Source organism: Spirosoma gilvum (genome assembly GCF_054776815.1).
Window position 1 is genome coordinate 459,281 of record NZ_BAAHBH010000001.1, and the last position, 19,669, is coordinate 478,949.

A 19,669-nucleotide genomic window follows, 5' to 3' on the forward strand; every position below is an offset into this window, starting at 1 on the left:
TTAAATTAGACATAGTAAAAATTATTTATAAAACCATATTTAACGAAGTAGTTTGATAGAGTAACCGGGAAGCAAGATGCATATAGTTGTGGAACGGATTCTACAAAACTGTCAAAAAACGTGACGGGTGAGGCCAGGGCTGGTATTTGCTAATATGGATATATTTTATGGAGATACGGAAAATGTAGGCAGGTGTAACTTTTAATTGGTTGATAATAAGGTATTTGGTAGAAATAGTTTGCGGGCTTCCAGTAAACGAAAACAGCCAAAAAAACGTTGAATAAGTACCCTCTCAATAGGCTTTTACTCCATGTTATTTAGCAAAACATTTTTAGCTCTTTTTTTAGGGAGCGTACTACTTTTCGCCCCAACGGCCTGTAATACGGCAGATAGTAACAACCCCGTAACACCCAAACAGCCGCAAACGTTAGTCCGCAGCACCCTGATTGGCGAGTATTCTGCTGATCAACTTAAGGGTCGGTTCACGGGGGTAAACGTGTTGTTGCAGGCATTTATCCGCTATGGTATTAAAGCCTACCGGCTCGAATACACAACCACGAATACGGATGGTAAGTCTGTAAAAGCCTCAGGGGCTTTATTAATTCCGACGACAACGACGGCTGTGCCTTTGCTAAGTATGCAGCATGGGACAATTACCAGCGAATCTGACGCTCCTTCAAATTTCGGCTCCAGCAGCGAAGCCTACTCATTCGGGTCAGTTTTTGCCTCCCAGGGCTACATCATAGCTGCCCCTGATTACATTGGCTATGGAGCTTCAAAAGATCTTCCCCATACGTATGAACATCGCAATGGACTGGCAACCGCTTCCCTTGATATGCTTCGGGCCGCTCGTGAGTTTCTGGCGAGCCAGCCTGTTAAATGGGATAATAGACTGTTTGTGGCAGGCTATTCGGAGGGAGGCTATGCAACGATGGCCTTGCAGAAGAAAATTGAGGAAGAATCCGGGAATGAATTCAACCTGGTTGCGTCGAGTTGTGGCGCAGGTGCTTATGATAAACCTGCGTTTATGAGCAATATTCTGAACCAGAAAACGGGTGGTGATGCCAGTATAAATCGACTCTACATCTGGGTGCTGCTTACCTACGACCGAATTTATGGTCTGAACCGACCGATGGGCTATTACTTTAAAGAACCGTATGCAACGCAGGTGGCCGCCCAGGGAAAGAATGCCTCTATCAATGTTAGCCTGAATCAGGCGTTTACGGATAGCTTTAAACAGGCTGTCAATGATGGTACCGATAAAGCGTTTCTGGCAGCAGTGCAGGATAACGATATTCACGACTGGAAACCTCGGACCCGCACTCAACTGTATCATGGCGATGCCGACGAAATCGTCTTTTACCTGAACTCAAAGAATGCCTACGATGCCATGCAGAAACGAGGGGCAACCAATGTAGACCTGATCACCATGTCAGGTGCAACTCATGCAACGGGTATCATACCCTTTATCACCGGCACGTATTCATTCTTTAGTTCGATTCAGTAAACGTTGTAGGCGTTGCTGGTCCGCGATGCAATCGCCGACCAGCACAAAAGCTCCCCGAAAGCTTCACGTTTTCGGGGAGCTTTGTCTTAGTGTAATCAGCTTAGTTAACCGTAACTATTGAATACGCGGCCTGATTGGCATTTCGAGTCTGCGTACCGATGGTCGTGCGAGAGCGGTCGTCGTCGCTGATGAGCAGGAGCCGGTTTTTGTCCAGTGGCGTCAGATCTTCGGCTTTATGGCCAGGTGTATGGACCGGCTGACCTTGTGCATTGCGTATTATCGTAAACGGTTTACCCGCGTATAAATCGGCTGGGGAGATCGTCCAGAGATAGGCATCCAATTGGCCGTTTGCTTCCATGGATGTTAATAGCCAGAAACAACCCCGGTATGGATCATACTCCAGACTGGATAAAGCCAGCGGTTGTGGGAGAGAAGGGGACGCGGCAGCTATATCGAAGTCGTTTATGATTTTCCAGTCGTCGGCCAGCCGGATACGCTCCGAATCCCCTTTTTTCTCAATCTGGTACGATACACTGATGATTTTTGCCCGGTACTTAAAGCTCTCGTACGATTTCCCCTCTTCCCGAATACCAAACAACAACTGTTTATCCGTTGCGGCTAACCCTTCGATCTTGAAATACGGAATGGCACCCGGAAACTCTTCAGTCGCTAATAATTGAGCAATGCGCTGGCGGTACGCTATCGACGTTCGGCTGGTATCGTCGGGAGCCAGTACTTGCGGGTGCTGTTCATCCCCACTGCGCCAGTAAAGGATGGTATTATAACTATCCCAGTCATGACTCCCCGATTTGACGCGGTCGAATGCAGTTGTCAATAGCACAAATCGCCGGTCGGGCGTTTGGGTGAAATCTTCATATTTTCGGGTCGATGAGAAGATTGGTCGAGTCAGGTAGGTTGGCGAAGTGGTCGAATCGGCTAGATCGTCGAGTGTTTTCATGAAAACCGGACTTTGGCCAGCAGGCATGTCTTTATCGTTGGCAAATAGGATGTGTTTCCCATCAAACAAGACAGCGGAAGCTTCACACCAAACAGGCTGATTGTTAAGCACGGTTCCAGGGGCAAAGCAGGTAAGAAATCCTTCCTGAGTAATAGTGGCGGTGGTGGGAAGCGACTGATTGGGGAGCTTTGCTGTTTTACAACCGTACGAAAAGAGGACAACGAATAACGCAACGGCAGGTAATTTGTAGTTCATCGGGTAGTTTGTAGTTTAAGAGTCGGTGGTTACGTTCAGAACGGATCAACGGAACTTCGGACTGCAAACTACGAAGCGGAATAGACATGCTGCAAACTGAGTTAACTAACGGCGCAAAATAAACCCAACCCCATGAACATTCTCGATTCGGATAGCTGGAACCTGACCAAGCCGTTTGCGAAGCCTGGAGATAAATACATCCAGACTTCGCCCCATAAAATAATCGTCGTCGCCCCAAACGGCCCGTAACAGTTCATCGCGCCGAATGAGCGTATTGGGACGGTCCAGCAAATAAGCCAGTACATCGACTTCCCGATACGTAAGGGTCTGAACCTGACCATCGATCGTTAGCGTAAGATTCTGTCGATTTAGGTCTATGCCCGAATCGGGTTGTTTGAGCGCATGGGTGGTAGTGGTTCGGCGGAGGAATACATTTATCTTCAGGATAAGTTCTTCGATACTGAAGGGCTTGGTCAGGTAATCATCGCCACCCAGACGAAGCCCCTGTAACCGATCATCTTTATTGGCCAGGGCACTCAGAAATAGAATGGGAATTTGCGTGTTGACGGCCCGAATTTGTCGGGCAAGCGTGAAACCGTCGCTTTGGGGCAGCATAACATCCAGCAAACAAACATCAAATGACCCCGACTGAAACGCATCCCATGCTTCAGGTCCATTGGTGCAATGGGTTACCTGAAACGGGACGTTTTCGAGGGTATCGCGAATGACAAACCCCAGGTTCACGTCGTCTTCAACAAATAAAATGCGAGCCGGTGTCAAAGTTTATAGAGCGAATGAGCGAAAGAGTGAAAAACTTACTTGAGCCATTTTTTCGGTCTTTCGCTCATTCACTCTTTCGCTCTTTGTAATTATCGTAAATGTACTTCCCTGGCCGGGTTGACTGGTGAGGATTAACCGCCAGCCGTGCGCCCGAACCACTTGCCGCACATAATACAAGCCCAGCCCAAAGCCCTTCACATTGTGGGTATGGCCTGACCCCACCCGGAAAAACTGCTGAAATACGGCTTTTTGATGCTTCGGAGCAATTCCAATGCCACTGTCGCTTACCGACCAGATTAACTTACCTTGTTCCTCCCGCGTATGCATAACAATGAGGGGTGTCTGATCACAATATTTGAGCGCGTTATCAATCAGGTTGTTCAGCACGGTTTCGAGATGATACCGATCAGCATGAATATGAGAATTAGTCGCGGTAAGATCGAGCGTTATGTACGGAGCAAATTGATGGGCGATTCCGGTCATCAGTTCGTGCAGATCAATATCCGTAGGGTCGAGCACAAAACCGGTTCGTTCGGATTTGGCCAGTTGTAAAATGCTATTGACCTGTTTTTGCAGGCGCTGACTTTCTTCGCCTAAAACGCGGGCATACTGTTTGAGTCGGTTGGGTTGTTGAGTGATTCCGTCGGTTTGAAGTATATCGGCGGCAACCCGAATCGTCGAAACGGGCGTTTGAAGTTCATGGGTGATGTTATTGATAAAATCCCGCTGCACTTCCGTCAGTCGGCGTTGTTTGAGGACGACACTAAGGGTATATCCAAAAAATAATACCACCAGGAGCACCGCTATGGTCGACCAAACCCATCCATTCAACTGCCCGGCGATAAACCCAGTCTGATTGGGAAAACGAATGCCAAAGTAGTAGGTATAGCGTGGAAATTTAGGCAGGTTTCTGATACTCTGAAGCCTGCCTTTCATCAACGCACTTGGGCTCACATAAGCGCCATAGACCATCCGGTCGGTTTCGCAGTTGTAAATGCCGTATTCGTAATCAGTGATCAGATTATGCGCCTGTAGCGAGTTCTGGATAAAGGTTTCGAGTGCTGCCGGATCAATAGGGGCATTGGTGTTGACAATGAAGTAGTCGTCCGAAAGCTGCGTAACGGCGTAGCGGTTGAGGGTGAAATGATTCAGTCGGGCTACTTCATCGGCTACATCCTGCAAGGCAATAAACGCCGACTGACGGAACTGCCGCTCTCGTAGCGTATAGGCATTCCGCACCCAGACCACCTGAACAGCCAGGATGCCGATAATCGAAAGCACCGATAGAAGGACTAGTAGCCGTAAGCGAGACATGCTATTATTGAGCGATTGGTGATTGAGCGAGTGTAAAGTACGGATTATTCTCTCAATCACTCAATCGCTCAATCACTCAATTAGGCCACGTTAACAACTCATTAACAAACGTTAGCGACTGCTTAACAGAGTTATAGGGATGGGTGAGGTAGGTTTGCAGCGTTGCCTGAGTGGGCAGTACATAACAAATCCTATCAAACCAATTTTTTATGAAACGTCTATTATTTTTCGGTTCCCTAGTAGTATTGATGGCTTCTGTGGCCATGATTGTTCCGGCGGCTGTGTTCAACTGGAAGAATGCTACTCATGATTTCGGGAAAATCCCACAGGGGAAGCCCGTTACAGTTGAGTTTGCATTTACCAATAAAGGCGAATTGCCACTGGTTATCAACCGGGCTCAGGGCTCCTGCGGTTGTACGGGCGTTGAGTATCCAAAAGAGCCGGTTATGCCTGGTAAGTCTGGTTCCGTTAAGGCTACTTACAATGCGGCTGCTATGGGTGCTTTCAACAAATCTGTGACAGTAGAGTCGAATGCCGAAGGCGGAACGGTAGTCCTGTACTTCAAAGGCGAGGTGGTAAAAGAAGCTGGCGCTGCCCAGTAAAATGTGCCTTAATAAAATATGAAGAGCCGGACCTGAATCCGGCTCTTTGCTTTATATCAGTTGCATCTTGGCAACTTTGGGATCGACATGGACGGCATCGTGCTCGAACCGCGACGGCGGACCGTTCCAATTTGATTCGCCAATTCGGCATGGTAGCCGCTCCAATGATCGCTTCTTCGCTCAGACCCGGCACCACTAGAAATTCATCGAATAGTAGTACATCATCAATGTAAAAATCCAGCCGGACTACATGTTTCACTTCAATATAGAGGATGAACATGTCGGCAATTTATTTGGCCGAAGTTACATAAGAAATGGATAATGAATAATGCACAATAAACAACGAAAGTTAAGACTAAATCAACTTTCATTGTTCATTGTGCATTATTCATTATCCATTTCTTAGTTAGAACCGCTGCTGGTGATTTGCTGAGGCTCTACCGACAAGCCGTATTTCATTTCGCCCCGGTCTTTCTCCACTGCCGTACGTCCTTCTTTCATCCAGATCGGCATAGGTGCGTCTTTGAGGTAATAATCGAAGAACTGGTACAGCCGAATACTCAGGTCTTTAGCATTATGCCGTTGCGTCAGGTTATGGCCTTCGCCATTGTAGACCAGCATCCAGACAGGCTTATTCAACCGGCGGAGGGCGGAGTAAAATTCAATTCCCTGATACCAGGGCACAGCACCATCGGCATCGTTGTGCGTCATCATGAGTGGCGTTTGAATCCGGTTGGCGAAGAAAAGCGGAGAGTTCTCGATGTAATTCATCGGCTTATCCCAAAGGGTTCCGCCAATGCGACTCTGTGTTTTCTCGTACTGAAATTGCCGGACAATACCCGTTTCCCAACGAATGCCACCGTAAGCCGAGGTCATGTTAGCCACAGGAGCACCGGCTTCCGCAGCCCGGAACAAATTGGTACGGGTAATGATATAAGCCGTTTGATAACCTCCCCAGCTTTGCCCCTGAATGCCCAGACGGTCACGGTCCACAAAGCCTTTATCGATCAAACTAAGCACGCCCGGTACAATACAATCGTAGGCATTTGGCCCTGGCTGACCGGTCGTGTATACAATATCGGGAATGAAAACCAGATACCCATTCGACACACAATAGGCCACGTTGATGGTTGAACGGCTCGGGGCCGGTGCTTTGTAATCGTTCAGGGTTTCGGCGTTGCGCTCGTAGAAGTACGTAAGCATGGGGTACTTTTTCTTCGGATCGAAACCTTCGGGCTTATATAGTAGTCCTTCGAGTTTGACGCCGTTGGTACCTAACCAGCTTACCAATTCAACACTTCCCCAGCGAATGCTGTCTTGCTGCGGATTGACGCGGGTGAGCTGAACCGGATTGGCCAGCGTGCTATCGGTACGGAAAATGTTGATCGGCTCCTGAAAATTACCCCGGTAAAAGGTGAGTGTCGATCCATTTTTCGCTTTGTTCAGACCAAAATAGCGATGGTTACTGCGCTTCAGGGTGGTGGGTTCCAGTGCCGAGAGACCATTTTTACTCTTCAAAATCCCCGTCGACTTATCGCTTTCCCAGATACCTGTAAAGAATACCTCGTCTTTGGGATCAATGGCTTTTTCGGGTGTAGACCGTCCGAATCCGGGTGTATCATCTTCGCCCATATCGGCATACCGGAGCCGAACGCCATTTTTACGGCCCCAGCCTGCGGTGAGGTTGGTTGGCTTTTCGCGGCCAGTCGGATCAACCTGCCAGATGTCGTAGCGGTCATAGAGCCATAGATAGCGGTCGCCGGTAGTCCAGCCTGCCGAGCCATACGCACCTGGAAGATTAGGTGTATCGTGCTCTTCATCGAAAAATTTGCTGGGCAAACCGCGCGTCAGGTCAATTCGTTTATTTTCGACGATCGACCAGGCCCGCCAGAGCGAATCCCGTTCATCGAACCAGTAGGCATACTGGCCACCGGGCGACAATTTGGGCTGCGAGGCCATTACATCGTTGGCAATGCGTTTTTTCTCTCCGGTCTGGGCGTCAATCAGGTACAAGTCCGTATGGCCGGGGTCCCAGGATGATTGGACCTGATACGGCAAATCGCTCAGGCCTAGTAAATACCGTGAATTGACCTTTGGGTCGAACGTTACGGTAGGTATTTCACGGTTGGCCAACGGCGTAACTTTACCGGTCGATACATCGTAGAGCGTTAGAAAACCTCGTTCTTTTTCTTCCTTAAGCCGACGTTGCTGCATGGGTTGTAGCCGTGTGTCGGTCCAGGTCCAGATGTCCATTTTTACCTTCTCATCATCTGGAGTCAGGGTGTCTTTGGTTGGCTTGGGTGGAATGGGCGAGGTGGAAAAATAGAGCCGTTTGCCATCATCAGCAAATCTTGGTTCACGGAATTCATTGACCGACCAGCCTTTGGGCAGCGCTTTCAGCGCTGTATCGGCTATAATTCGGAATGGTGCTTCCGGTTCAAGTGTTTTGCCTTTTTTTCCTTTGACGGGAGTGGCTGGTAAAAGGCTTTTGTAGTATAGGGTGAACACTTTCACATCGGCCCCGGCACTGTCGGCCGAAGCCATCCAGGCCACCTGGTCGCCTGTTTTGTTGATGGCCAGCCCCTTATAAATCTTTCGTTTAGAACTAGTGTCCACCAGCATAGTTTGGCCGCTGGTCGTGTTGAACAAAAACACACCGGGTACGGCACTTTCGCTCGCTTTTAGCGTATCGATGGCCGATTCTTTACTGTAGAAAACTTTCTGGCCATTATCCGAAATAGCTACATTCAATACATAACGAAATGTTTTGCGTGAGCCATCAGTCAGATTCAACAGGGTTAAGTCGTCGCCCTTGGGCCGCTTCGATGGGCCTCGGCGCGTAGCAACCGTTGTTGTCGAAACAGGAGCCGACGGCAAAAGAGTATCTTTCTGAGTCTGTGCCGTTGGCCGGGGAGAGGGTCGTTCGCGGTCGTCTTTGCGCTCCTGTACTACCGCCAGCCAGGAACCGGCATCCTTCCCAAACGTGTATGATTTGACATTGGCAAACTTTGTTGTTTTACCCGTTGCCAGATTCAGCGCCAGCAGGCTGTCTTTCGGCATTTCGTCCGGCTTCTTTTTCTTGAGTTTGGCCTTGCGGGTATCAGCAGCGGGTACTTTAAGCCGCATGACCAGAAACTTGCTATCGGGTGTAAATTGAGCCATATAGCCGCGAGCGAAACTATACCGTGGCTGAGCGCCCCCCGTGTTGCTGGCTACTTCAAGCCGTCCATCACCTTCCTGCGGGTCAACCTGATAAGAAATCCAGCGGCCATCTGCCGAAATTTTTTCAGACCGAACACTTTGCCAGCGATCATAATCCGACGAATTGAGTGGGCGTTTTGGGGTTTGGGCAAAGAGGGGTACTGATAGCGAAAAACAGAGTAAAAGTTGAGTGAAGTGTGTCATTATGAGGAATATTAAGACTTACTAAACTACTAAAAATCTGCGAGTTTCGGAAGATAAATGGCCTAAGTTTCATCAATTGTAGGATTCGTTCTGTTTATCCTTCGATTACTACCAGACTGAATTTTATCTTGTAATCCAGGCGATTTACTAGAGTAGGTATTAAAAAAAATAGACCATATAAAACATTATCGACTAAAATATGTTAATTAGTAAAGCATTTACGGACTGATCGTCTGAATAAGGGATATAATGTATTGCTGTAAATAGGAATCTATTCGATTATTATACCTGCAACAATGAATTGCCCCTTGTCATTTTCAGTACTGTATCTGCCGTAATGAAAAGCCCGCTTCTTGTCAAAGAGAGCGGGCTTAATTTTTTTTAAGGTCATTTTTTAATCCTGCCAAGACTGCCAGTTAGGCGGTTTTAACCAGGTCTACCAGCGTTTCGATCCAGAGGGGACTATCGTTCAGGCTTTCGACCAACTGCCAATGCTGCCCTCCCGATTTTTCAAACAACTCTTTGTATTCAACGCCCACTTCGATGGTAGTTTCCAGACAATCGGCTACAAATGCGGGTGAGAAAGCCAGCACACTTTTAATTCCCTTGCCGGGTAATTCCTTAATGATGTCGTCGGTATACGGTTTAATCCAGGGATCGTTGCCCAGTCTTGATTGGAAACTGGTCACGTATCGGCCTTCGGGTATGCCCAGCGCCTGTACGAGCAGTCGAGTTGTTTCAAAACATTGCGCCCGGTAACAATGCTGATTTAAAGCGTGAAAGCTGTTGCAGCAATCGCCTAACTGGCAAACGTTTTTGGTAATATCGCCCTTTAGAATTTGTCGCTCAGGGAGGCCGTGGTAGCTGAACAGGTAGTAATCGTAGTCGTAGGCTTCCATGTATTTCCGGGCAATCTGGGCGAAACCTTCTATAAACTTCGGATGCTCCAGAAATCGGTTAACGAACCGAACGGCTGGTATAACTTCCCAGCTTTTCAACAGGGTCATTACTTTCTCATAAACGGAACCCGTTGACGCCGACGCGTATTGTGGGAATAAGGGTACAACAATGATCTCGGAAAGACCCAGTTGTTGAAACGCCTTCAGGCCTACATCGATACTGGGGTTTTGGTAGCGCATGGCCAACTTTACGACGTACTCATTACCCAGTTCTTTCTGAAGTTCCCGTTCAACGATTTGCCCGTAATACTTCAGGGGCGACCCCGTCTCGGTCCAGAGTTCTTTATAAACTTTGGCTGATTTGGGCGCACGGAATGGGGCAATGATCCCATTGACCAGCATAAAGCGTGAGGCAAACGGAATATCGATAACCCGACTATCCATCAGAAACTCGCGTAAGTATTTACGGACATCGGGCACGGAGGGGCTATCCGGTGTGCCCAGATTAACTAGTAAAACGCCCGTTTTTCCTACTGATTTGCGGACTGAAGCAGGAGATTGTTCAACAGAAAGGTTCATGAGAAGGCTAACAGAAATTTGAAGCGGGAAGTTTGTTATTTCGCTTCGTGATAGCGACTTAAATCGGTACGGGTGAAATCGCTGAATACCTCACCGGGTAACCCCGTGAAAACCATAATATCCGACAGGTCGTGAGTACCTCGTTCGCTGGCCAGTAAAATATCGCCATGTTGTTGGTAGTCCTCCCAGGGTAAGGTGAAAACAGGCTGTTTATCAGTTGGTTTTGCGTATTGTGCCCATTGAGTTACTAAACGGGATTTTTTGTCGATCCATACTTTGTAGCGAAAGCCGGGGGTTAAATTACCCGTTTTGTAAGTGATCTGAAGAATATCCGCAGCTTTGCCTGCCTGAGTGGATTCGGTGCCCAGGTATTTCAGGGTTACGCCAGTATCTTTAAGCTTGTAAGGCATAAACAGCCAGTAGGAATCGTTCAGCCAGTTACGTTTCCCGAGTCGGACGTATTTCGTAACAGAATCGGGTTCGGTCACTTCCTGTCCATTTCGATACACGCGGCCCATATCGTTATTGATATTCAGCAAAACAGTCTGATCATCAAGTATATTGTCAATCCGAACATTGCCAGAATATTTATCCCAAACGAGCTTTCGAACACCATCAAAATTCCAGGCTATCAACTGAGTATCGTCCCAGGCAGGGCGGCCTCCCATGGCCGCCATTACCTCGTCGGCGATTTGAACCGCGCGGGCATCCGAACCCGTCAAATCAAAGCCGGGCATAGGCGGGTTGATCAGTTTTTGCGCCTGGCCCAGGGCAATAAAGCCACTAAAGCCGATTAGCAGTACGGAGAGGATAAGTGCTTTCATAGGTTAGTTAGTGGGGATTTCATCCACAAAAATAGAACAATGACAGCTTCTTTTGGTTTGAGAAGCCTTAGATTTGTTATTTATGTAAGACAAAAAATGAATAATTTATAATGAACAATGGACAATGAATAATGGTATTAGCGCACATTACTCCAAGTACGTTGTTCATTATCCATTATTCATTTTTTATTACCTATGACGCTTTCTCAACTTGATTATATTGTTGCCGTTGATACCTACCGACATTTTGCTACGGCAGCCGAAGCATGCCATGTGACGCAGCCCACCCTGAGTATGCAAATCCAGAAACTGGAAGATGAACTGGGGATATTGGTGTTCGACCGTTCGAAGCAGCCTGTAGTACCAACCGAAACGGGTCAGGCTATTCTGGCTCAGGCGCGGGATGTGTTGCGGGCAGCGCGTCGGATTCCTGAAATTGTTAGTGAATCGAAAGATGATATTCGGGGCGATTTTCGGGTGGGTATTATTCCAACGCTGGCTCCTTATCTGCTTCCCTACTTTATTGGCGGTTTTATTCAGAACTATCCGGCGGTGTCGGTGCAAATTCAGGAGTTAGTTACTGAACAGATTATCGAACGACTTCGTAATGGGCTGATCGATGTAGGGTTAGTGGTTACGCCGTTGGCCGAAAATGGTATTACCGAAATGCCGTTGTTTCAGGAGCCATTTGTGTTGTATGCCGCTGAATCGAACCCGTTGCTGGTCAAGTCGTCCATTCGGCCAGACGATTTACAGACTGATGGGCTTTGGCTGCTGACCGAAGGACACTGCTTTCGGAATCAGGTGATGAATTTGTGCGGAGCTGACCGACAGCCTAATGGAGGATCACCCTTGCGGTATGAGACGGGTTCACTCGAAACGCTGATTAAACTGATCGATAAACAGGGTGGCTTTACCCTATTGCCGTATCTGGCCACACTCGATCTGGATGAAACCCGTCTTGCCCGGCTCCGGCCATTCGATTCGCCCCAGCCGGTGCGCGAAGTAAGTCTGGTGATGCACCGGAGCTTTTTGAAACGAAAACTGATTAATGCGTTTAAATCCGAAATACTGGATCACTTGCCCGAAACATTGGCGGAGTCCGTAAAGGTGGGAAAAACCGTTCGCTTAAAATAGCCCTCTATTTTTTCTACTTTTAGAACCTGTTTAGATTTTTTATGAAAAGCCATTTTTGTCATTCCGACGAAGGAGGAATCTTAGAGTAGCCTTATCTATTAAATGCGGAAATTGTAAGATTCCTCCTTCGTCGGAATGACAAAAACACCCATCTTTCGTGTATTTTCAAAAACATACTCTAGCGATAAATAGTAGTAGAAACCTACCGCTACGTCGTCTGTTAATGAATAAAACCTGACCCCTTCCTGACTACTGGTATGAATCAATGTTTACGTTGGTATGGTTTGGCTATACAGATTAGACATTGCCTTTATGTCAGTCTACTCCTATCTCTGGTTTTCTTCCGTGGTAGTGCATATGCCCAGGAAACGCTGGATACGCAGCCGTTACCGGTAACGTCGGTCTGTGTTGGTTCCTCAATTGATGTGACGGCATTTCGAACGTTTGGCAGTAATACGCTGTCGGTTGAACTTTCGTCGGATGGGAGTACCTACAGTGAAATTCCGTCTTCTTTGTTATCCGCTTCCGGGCGGTACGAAGTGACCTATCGGGCTAGCATACCGGCCAGCACACCTGCTGGAAATACGTATCGGATTCGGGTCATATCCAAAAATCCGTCGGTTACGGGCAATCCTAGTCCAACGATGCTGACCGTAAAAGCCCGACCCGCTCCGCCAACCGTCGATAGTCTTATTCTGGATTGCCAGCGCGTATTGCCGAACGGTGATGCTAACTCGGTTATTTCGACAACGGTTGTGCCGGGTGCCAAAGCCATGCTTTATAATGCCAATCAGGTATTTATGCGGACAAGCGATACGGCCAGTGATACAGAGCATCCCGGTTTTTACATTCCCAAACAGTACCTGGGTAGTACCAATTACACCTACCCGGTCAACGAAACCGTTTTTTACATCACCCAATCTGTCAACGACTGTGAGAGCGAGAAAGTGAAGACCGTTTTGCGGATTCTGTACCGACCAACCACAGGCCCATTTCCTACGAATGGCAAAGCACACGACATTGAACAGGCCAACTGGCCGTCCACCTATTATGGAACGATTGCTTACTGTCAGAATAGTCAGGCCGACCCGTTGAACGTAAATGGGCATATTGCGCCCCCATCGAATTACCAGATCGTTTATCGACTGCTCTCTGATACGCTTCAGACAACAACCCCACCGACACCCAAAACCAATACACTGGCTTCTCAAACGTATGAAATGGCGTTAGTTCCTATTGATCCAACAAAAGGATGCGGCAACTATACCGCGTTAAATACACACCTGACTGTTACGATAAAACCATTAGCGACGGCAACACTAACCGGCGATCAGACTATACTGGAAGGGCAGCCCGCCAGCCTGTCGGTCGCTTTTTCGGGGAATGGCCCCTGTACATTTGCTTATCGCGACAGTACCAGCGTCGGCGCAGGGAACAGCACATCCGTTACGACTGACGCCAACCCGTATGTGTTTCGCGTGAGTCCCAAACAGCCGACCAGTTACAAACTGACAGCCGTGAGCAATGAATGTGGCGAAGGGGCCGTAAGCAACCGTCTGGTCGTCGTCAATGTCATTCCGTTGCTGGGTATAGAGGATAACTCACTGGCCGATGTTTTGGAGGTGTATCCTATTCCGGCAACCACTACGCTAACGGTACATATACGGGAGCTGTTACCCGCTCAAACGGCCATTCTGGAAGTAAAAGACCTGGCCGGACGTACGCTGAGCCGACAGGAAACCAAGCAGCCTACAATATCAATTGGATTTGACAACCAGCCAGTTGGTACATATCTGCTTCACATTCAGGTTGGCGACCGAAAGGCTACCAAACGCGTGGTTAAAATGTAAACTTACCTTTTGGCGATACATCTTATTAATTGTTGAGTGAATGTATAATGGACTAAATCAGAAGTAATAGTATATTTGTTACGATAGTATTTGTCCACATTATTGTACTATTAAGATGGATCAGGATTTACATTGCTACAATTGCTTCAGATTATTCAGGTTACAGCTTTTCAGAATCTGCCTGGTCATTATTAGTGTTTGGATGTGGGCTGAGCAGGTACAGGCCCAATCAATTGACACACAGCCTTTGGCCGTAACGTCGGTTTGTGCGGGGGCTCCACTGGAAGTGCGTGGACGCACGGCTGGGGTAACGGGTGATCTGGCCGTTGAGCTTTCGTCGGATGGAATAACCTTTTCAGCAATCCCGTCTGTGCCTTTATCAACTACGGTTAGTGGAGAGGTTCTCTACCGAGCTATTATTCCGGTAAATACGCTGGCTGGGCGTAATTATCAAATTCGACTATCGGCAAAAAATCTGTCGGTTACAGGTACACCCAGCCCGACAACGTTTGCGGTAAAGGCCAAACCTGCTCCACCGAGGGTCGATAGCCTGAGACTCGAGTGCATGCGTGTGCTTGCTAGTGGAGATATTAGTACACATATAACGACAACCGCTGCTGTGGGAGCAACGGTTAATTTTTATTGGTATTATAATAATACGTTAGTTAAATCGAATTACTATTATAGTAGATATACGTATGCCTCTTCCGACTATGTGATATTTGAAATACAAAAAACGTTTTCTTTAGGGCGTCCGTATAAATACCCAATGGAAGAGGAACTGTATTATTTTACTCAGACGCTCGATGGGTGTGAAAGCGATACGGCAAAAATGACATATAGGGTTTTATATCGACCGTTTCAAGGGCCGACGCCAGCCAATCCAATATCCGTTTACGAAGTTTCACATTGGCCAGATATCTATTATGGTAGTGTAAACTACTGCATTGGGGATAAAGCAATTCCAGTAAATTTAAATGGACATGAACTTCCCCCTGAAAATTATGAAGTACATTATTTGAAAAAAGACAGTGGTGAACCTGAAACCACATTTCCCCCACTGCCCACTACGAATGCCCCATCCAGTACAGAATATTACCTGCGATTATACCCGATTGATCCATCGAAGGGATGTAAAAGTTGGACCATTTCACATTTAACTGTCAATGTCAGTCTTCCCCCATCAGGCACCATCACAGGTGGTAAAACATTATTGGAATGGGAATCGACCCCAGCCAGTCTGAGTGTTAATTTATCTGGACGAGCCGCATGGAGACCATTCACCTTCATTTTGCAGGATAGCTCCGCTCTTGGATTAGGTGTGCCCAGGTCATTGACTTCGTTTAGCGGGGAAGATCTTATTTTTAATGTAAAACCCCTTATTACAACGAGTTACACGATCAAATCCATTAGTAACGGCTGCCTGAATGATACGTTTAAAGCCAGCACTCTTGTCAAGGTAATTCCCCTACTGGGTGTAGAGGACCCGGTGCTGGCCGATGCAATCGAGGTCTTCCCAATTCCGGTAACGACCGCCGTAAACGTGCATATTCCGGACCTACCACCTGCCCAAACAGCCATTCTGGAATTGGTTGATTTGACGGGGCATTCCCTTGGTCGGCAGGAGATTCGCCAGACGACGGCATCTATACCACTTGATAAACATCCACCGGGAACGTATCTGCTCCAGGTGCAGGTTGGCGATCGGAAAGCTACCAAACGGATTGTAAAGCTCTAAAACAGATTGGCTAACGAGCAGAGCAAAACAATACCTTATAGTCAAAAGATTAAAAAGGTTGTCTTAAAAAATAGTAGCTTACCGTATCCTCTTTCGACAACCAAATGGGCGATTATCTACGGACGAGCTTATTGCTGTTTTTGCTTTTAATGAGCAGATTGACCTTGCTTGCTCAGACTGTTGCTGTGGGTAGCCGTTTAGTTGGTGTGAGCCCGGATCGACAACCGTGTCTGACGGCTGAGGAGCATGCTGATATTCAGCAGATGCTCCAGAATAAGCTGGCGTTGCTGGCGAAGAATGGTGCCCGAAAAGCTGCCACACATCCCGTTTTTTCGTTTCCATTACGCTGGGCAAAAAGTCAGGCACCTTATGGGTTTTGGACAATTGCCAACTATGTCGATTTAAATTCCGCCCTTGGCCCCAACGACGTGAATCAATACACGAATTCCAATCTGGATTATAATTGCGGCAACCGTACCTACGATCAGAAAAGTGGCTATCAGCATCAGGGGACCGATATTTCGCTCTGGCCATTCAACTGGTCGGTCATGGCGGGCGAGTACGTGAAGGTGGTGGCCGCTGCGCCGGGTGTAATTGTTTCCAAAAGCGATGGCAATGATGATCAGAGTTGTGGTTCGTTTGCCAGCGCCACCAGCGACTGGAACGCGGTCTATATTCGACACGACGATGGGTCGGTTGCCTGGTATGGACACCTCAAAAAGCAGTCACTAACCAGCAAGAGTATTGGCCAACGGGTCGAGGAAGGGGAGTTTCTGGGCTATGTTGGTAGTTCGGGTCGATCGTCGGGTCCCCACCTGCATTTCGAGGTTTATAATGCGGATGGAAAACTGATCGACCCGTTTCAGGGAACCTGCAATAAAACCATTACCGATGCCTGGTGGAAACAGCAGCCCCTGTATAAAGAGAAGACACTAAATCGACTGAGTGTTCATCTGGTTCAGCCGGTGATGGGCGTTTGCCCCGGTTCGGCCAACCTAACCAATGAAGTCGTCGTGGCTCAACCCGGCCAGCGGTTTTACTTTTATGCCTTCGGGCGTGAGCTGGAGAACGGCGATCCGATCCAGTTCGATGTGTTTCAGCCCGATGGACAACTGTTTACCACCTTTCAGGATAAAAGTACGTCTACGTTTGCCACTTTTTACTGGTATATCTACGTAACCATTCCGACTGATGCACCCAATGGGCAGTGGACGTTTCGTACTCAATTTAATGGGAAAGTGTTTGAGCGGAAGTTTATCGTTGCGAAAGACCTTCGGTCAGTGGTTCAACTTTCGCCTTCGGGGAAAACGTCGTTTTGTACGGGCGATAGTGTCACGTTGACGGCTAATGTCGAGGCCAATCAGTATGTCTGGAAAAAAGATGGAGTTGTGCTGAATAAACTCGTTGATCGAACGGTCGTTGTTCGCGAATCGGGTAGCTACACAGCCGAACTGAATGGCGCAGTTTCGAATGCTATTTCTGTAACCACAACGCCTGCTAAACTACCAACAGCTACGATTACCGGTAATCAAGCCATTTACGAAGGTCAGTCGGCCAACATATCCGTCGCGTTTACGGGCGATGCTCCCTGGAATTTTAGTTATCGCGACAGCACAGCTACCGGTCTGGGCAATACGGTACCTGTCAGTACATCCGCTAATCCACACACGATTCAGGTAAAGCCTCTTAAATCAACGGCTTATCAATTGACCAGTGTTAGTAACGTGTGTGGTAATGGTAGTCTCATTAACCGGAGTATTTTGGTAACTGTGGCTCCGTTGCTCGGTATTGATGACCCTTCGCTGACCGCTGCTGTAGACGTATACCCTGTTCCTGCGACGAGTACATTGACCGTGCAAATCAATGGCTTACTGGCTGGACAGACAGCTTCGTTAACTGTAACGGATATGGCTGGCCGTCAGATACAAGTGCGTGAAATACGACAAGCAACATCTACACTTCAACTTGATCAGCATCCGACGGGCACCTACCTTCTGCAAATTCAGGTGGGAGATCGGAAAACTACCCGACGACTTATAAAACTGTGAGAAGGCAGCAATTGATGATAGCTCGTCCGCGATGCAATCGCGGACGAGCTAAGGGATAAACCATTGGCCTCGACTTTTAAAGCTACGGGCAAAGGAATAGTTAACGACTTTGTTTTTCAAGCCGTTGGTACGCATCCGTGAACGTTTCACCTGTTGCTACGGCATCAGCCAGGATCGGGACGTTTCGACGACCTGTTCGGGTGAGCCAGCGGGCTACTTCGTCGGCGGCTGTCTGATAGGCCAGCATCGTGTGGTGGTAATCGCTCCCAAAAAAATCGCGGGTGGTTTCCAGGTCGGAAAGCTTTAGCATCGGGTGATGCGGATTGGGTACGGCTGATTCGTAAGCAGGTGAAGATAAATCGTTTACTGAGCTGTCTGGTCGTTCCCATATGGATGGACGGCTATACCGATAATCAACCATTAGCGCCAGTCCTTCGTTGAACCACTGGGGAATCTGCCGTTTTACCCGCCACCAGCCCAACCGGCTAAACAATTCATCGTGACACAGTTCGTGGGCAATTACATCGACATCGTTCCCATCGGGTCCCAGAATTAAATAGGCACTGCCCCAGGGTGTGCCGATGCTGCAACCCGCACCTTCGCCCCCGGCACAATATTGCTCATAATCGGCTTGCGTAGGACAGTAGATTAAAACGGCCCTTCCTTGCTGGCTCCCCCAGAAACGCTTGATCCGGTCGCGGGCCTGGGTCACATTCTGATGAAATTTAGTTTGTTGCCGGGCGGTTGCTGTCCGACTGATATACACATTGGGCATTCCCTTCGCAACCTGAAAATTGCCTGTTTTATCGATCCAGAGACAGCGAAGGAGTTGGGGATTGAGCAGCAAAAAGCCAATCGGCAGCGCAATTAGTAAAAGGAGACCATAACGAAGTAATGCGTTTCCTGGCATGGACGGTTTACATTTGGCCGGGCGTTTGACTGGAAAACTTCTATGTCGGAAGTTGATCGGCAATCAGTGGGTTATACCGGCTTTTTATCGGAAGCGAACCGGTAAAGATAAGGGGCTTTGTGGGCTCCTCCACTGTATTGTTTATCAAGACGTTCCAGAATTTCCAGGCTAAGCATCTTCCGCTGAAAGCCAGAGCGGTGTAGTTTTTGTCCCAGGATGGTTTCGTAAAGGTGCTGTAAATCAGCCATTGTAAACGTTTCGGAGAGTAGGTTGAAGCCGATAAGTTTTCGGTCCAGTTCGAGTCGTAACGTGTCCAGCGCTTTCTGAACAATTTTCTGATGATCCTGCATCAATGGGGGTAAATGGGCCAGGTCGTACCAGTCGCAGCGATCGGCCAGCAGATCGGGTACGGGTACAGCTTTCGTAAAATCGACCAGCGCGTAGTAGCCCACCGACACAAATCGACGAAGCAACCAATGATTGTCGGAATAGCTCAGTCCATGGCCCGACATGATGGCTCGTAGCGGAGTTGGGTCATAGCGGTCGAAATCGCCAAACGTATAAAATTGCTCCAGATAAATACCTTGCAGGCTGGTTCGTTCGGCAAGTACGCGCCGGGCTGCATCGTTCAAATTCTCCGTTTCCCGAATAAAACCGCCGGGCAGGGCCAGCAGGTTCGTGTTTTTATACTCCAGTAGCAGAATCTTGAGCTGACCTTCGTGAAACCCAAAGATGACCGTATCGATAGCCAGACTCGGCAAAAAACCGGCCCCAGTGGTCTGAGTTTCTTCGGGATGTAATCGCTTACGCATAACGGTATTAATTCCTATGTGATCTGGTTTCTGCCAAGCTGGTTAGTCGAT

At 48.1% G+C, this 19,669-nt stretch carries 14 protein-coding genes; 6 read left to right on the forward strand and 8 right to left on the reverse strand.

What is annotated here, in order from left to right; all coding sequences use genetic code 11:
- The first annotated feature begins 310 nt into the window (after positions 1-310).
- The gene (locus tag ACYVFD_RS01835; protein WP_461087943.1) at positions 311-1,507 is read left to right on the forward strand and encodes an alpha/beta hydrolase family protein; all 1,197 of its coding nucleotides are present in this window, start codon (positions 311-313) and stop codon (positions 1,505-1,507) included.
- 100 nt (positions 1,508-1,607) lie between these two features.
- Here ACYVFD_RS01835 and ACYVFD_RS01840 read toward each other — a convergent pair whose 3' ends face one another.
- The 3 genes from ACYVFD_RS01840 to ACYVFD_RS01850 form a co-directional block, all read right to left on the reverse strand.
- Positions 1,608-2,720 (reverse strand): hypothetical protein, encoded by a 1,113-nt coding sequence (locus ACYVFD_RS01840; RefSeq protein WP_461087945.1) that lies wholly within the window; start codon positions 2,718-2,720, stop codon positions 1,608-1,610.
- A gap of 105 nt (positions 2,721-2,825) precedes the next feature.
- Positions 2,826-3,500, reverse strand: coding sequence for a response regulator transcription factor (locus tag ACYVFD_RS01845; protein ID WP_461087947.1), 675 nt, complete (start codon positions 3,498-3,500; stop codon positions 2,826-2,828).
- Positions 3,501-3,503: 3 nt separating this feature from the next.
- Positions 3,504-4,814, reverse strand: coding sequence for a sensor histidine kinase (locus ACYVFD_RS01850; protein WP_461087949.1), 1,311 nt, complete (start codon positions 4,812-4,814; stop codon positions 3,504-3,506).
- Positions 4,815-5,023: 209 nt separating this feature from the next.
- Here ACYVFD_RS01850 and ACYVFD_RS01855 point away from each other — a divergent pair, with 209 nt between their 5' ends.
- On the forward strand, positions 5,024-5,416 hold the full coding sequence (locus ACYVFD_RS01855) for a DUF1573 domain-containing protein (RefSeq protein WP_461087951.1): 393 nt from the start codon (positions 5,024-5,026) through the stop codon (positions 5,414-5,416).
- Positions 5,417-5,818: 402 nt separating this feature from the next.
- Here the strand turns inward: ACYVFD_RS01855 and ACYVFD_RS01860 are convergent, their stop codons facing one another.
- The 3 genes from ACYVFD_RS01860 to ACYVFD_RS01870 all read right to left on the reverse strand — a co-directional run bounded on the left by ACYVFD_RS01860 (position 5,819) and on the right by ACYVFD_RS01870 (position 11,123).
- The gene (locus tag ACYVFD_RS01860) at positions 5,819-8,821 is read right to left on the reverse strand and encodes an alpha/beta hydrolase family protein (protein ID WP_461087953.1); all 3,003 of its coding nucleotides are present in this window, start codon (positions 8,819-8,821) and stop codon (positions 5,819-5,821) included.
- A gap of 416 nt (positions 8,822-9,237) precedes the next feature.
- A complete protein-coding gene (gene hemH / locus ACYVFD_RS01865; RefSeq protein ID WP_461087955.1) occupies positions 9,238-10,299 on the reverse strand; it encodes a ferrochelatase in 1,062 nt (353 codons plus the stop codon).
- A 35-nt stretch (positions 10,300-10,334) separates the two neighbouring features.
- Positions 10,335-11,123 (reverse strand): hypothetical protein, encoded by a 789-nt coding sequence (locus ACYVFD_RS01870; protein ID WP_461087957.1) that lies wholly within the window; start codon positions 11,121-11,123, stop codon positions 10,335-10,337.
- Positions 11,124-11,318: 195 nt separating this feature from the next.
- Here ACYVFD_RS01870 and ACYVFD_RS01875 point away from each other — a divergent pair, with 195 nt between their 5' ends.
- The 4 genes from ACYVFD_RS01875 (at position 11,319) to ACYVFD_RS01890 (ending at position 17,896) form a co-directional block, all read left to right on the forward strand.
- Positions 11,319-12,260, forward strand: a complete 942-nt coding sequence (locus ACYVFD_RS01875; RefSeq protein ID WP_461087958.1) for a LysR substrate-binding domain-containing protein — start codon at positions 11,319-11,321, stop codon at positions 12,258-12,260.
- 257 nt (positions 12,261-12,517) lie between these two features.
- Entirely contained in the window at positions 12,518-14,110 is a 1,593-nt protein-coding gene (locus tag ACYVFD_RS01880; protein ID WP_461087960.1) for a T9SS type A sorting domain-containing protein, read from the forward strand.
- Positions 14,111-14,312: 202 nt separating this feature from the next.
- The gene (locus tag ACYVFD_RS01885; protein ID WP_461087962.1) at positions 14,313-15,848 is read left to right on the forward strand and encodes a T9SS type A sorting domain-containing protein; all 1,536 of its coding nucleotides are present in this window, start codon (positions 14,313-14,315) and stop codon (positions 15,846-15,848) included.
- A 149-nt stretch (positions 15,849-15,997) separates the two neighbouring features.
- Positions 15,998-17,896 (forward strand): peptidoglycan DD-metalloendopeptidase family protein, encoded by a 1,899-nt coding sequence (locus tag ACYVFD_RS01890; protein WP_461087964.1) that lies wholly within the window; start codon positions 15,998-16,000, stop codon positions 17,894-17,896.
- 100 nt (positions 17,897-17,996) lie between these two features.
- Here ACYVFD_RS01890 and ACYVFD_RS01895 read toward each other — a convergent pair whose 3' ends face one another.
- Together ACYVFD_RS01895 and ACYVFD_RS01900 are read right to left on the reverse strand one after the other, a co-directional pair.
- On the reverse strand, positions 17,997-18,806 hold the full coding sequence (locus ACYVFD_RS01895; protein WP_461087966.1) for a hypothetical protein: 810 nt from the start codon (positions 18,804-18,806) through the stop codon (positions 17,997-17,999).
- A 71-nt stretch (positions 18,807-18,877) separates the two neighbouring features.
- Positions 18,878-19,618: an NUDIX hydrolase gene (locus ACYVFD_RS01900; RefSeq protein WP_461087968.1), complete on the reverse strand. Its 741-nt coding sequence runs from the start codon at positions 19,616-19,618 to the stop codon at positions 18,878-18,880.
- Positions 19,619-19,669: the final 51 nt, after the last annotated feature.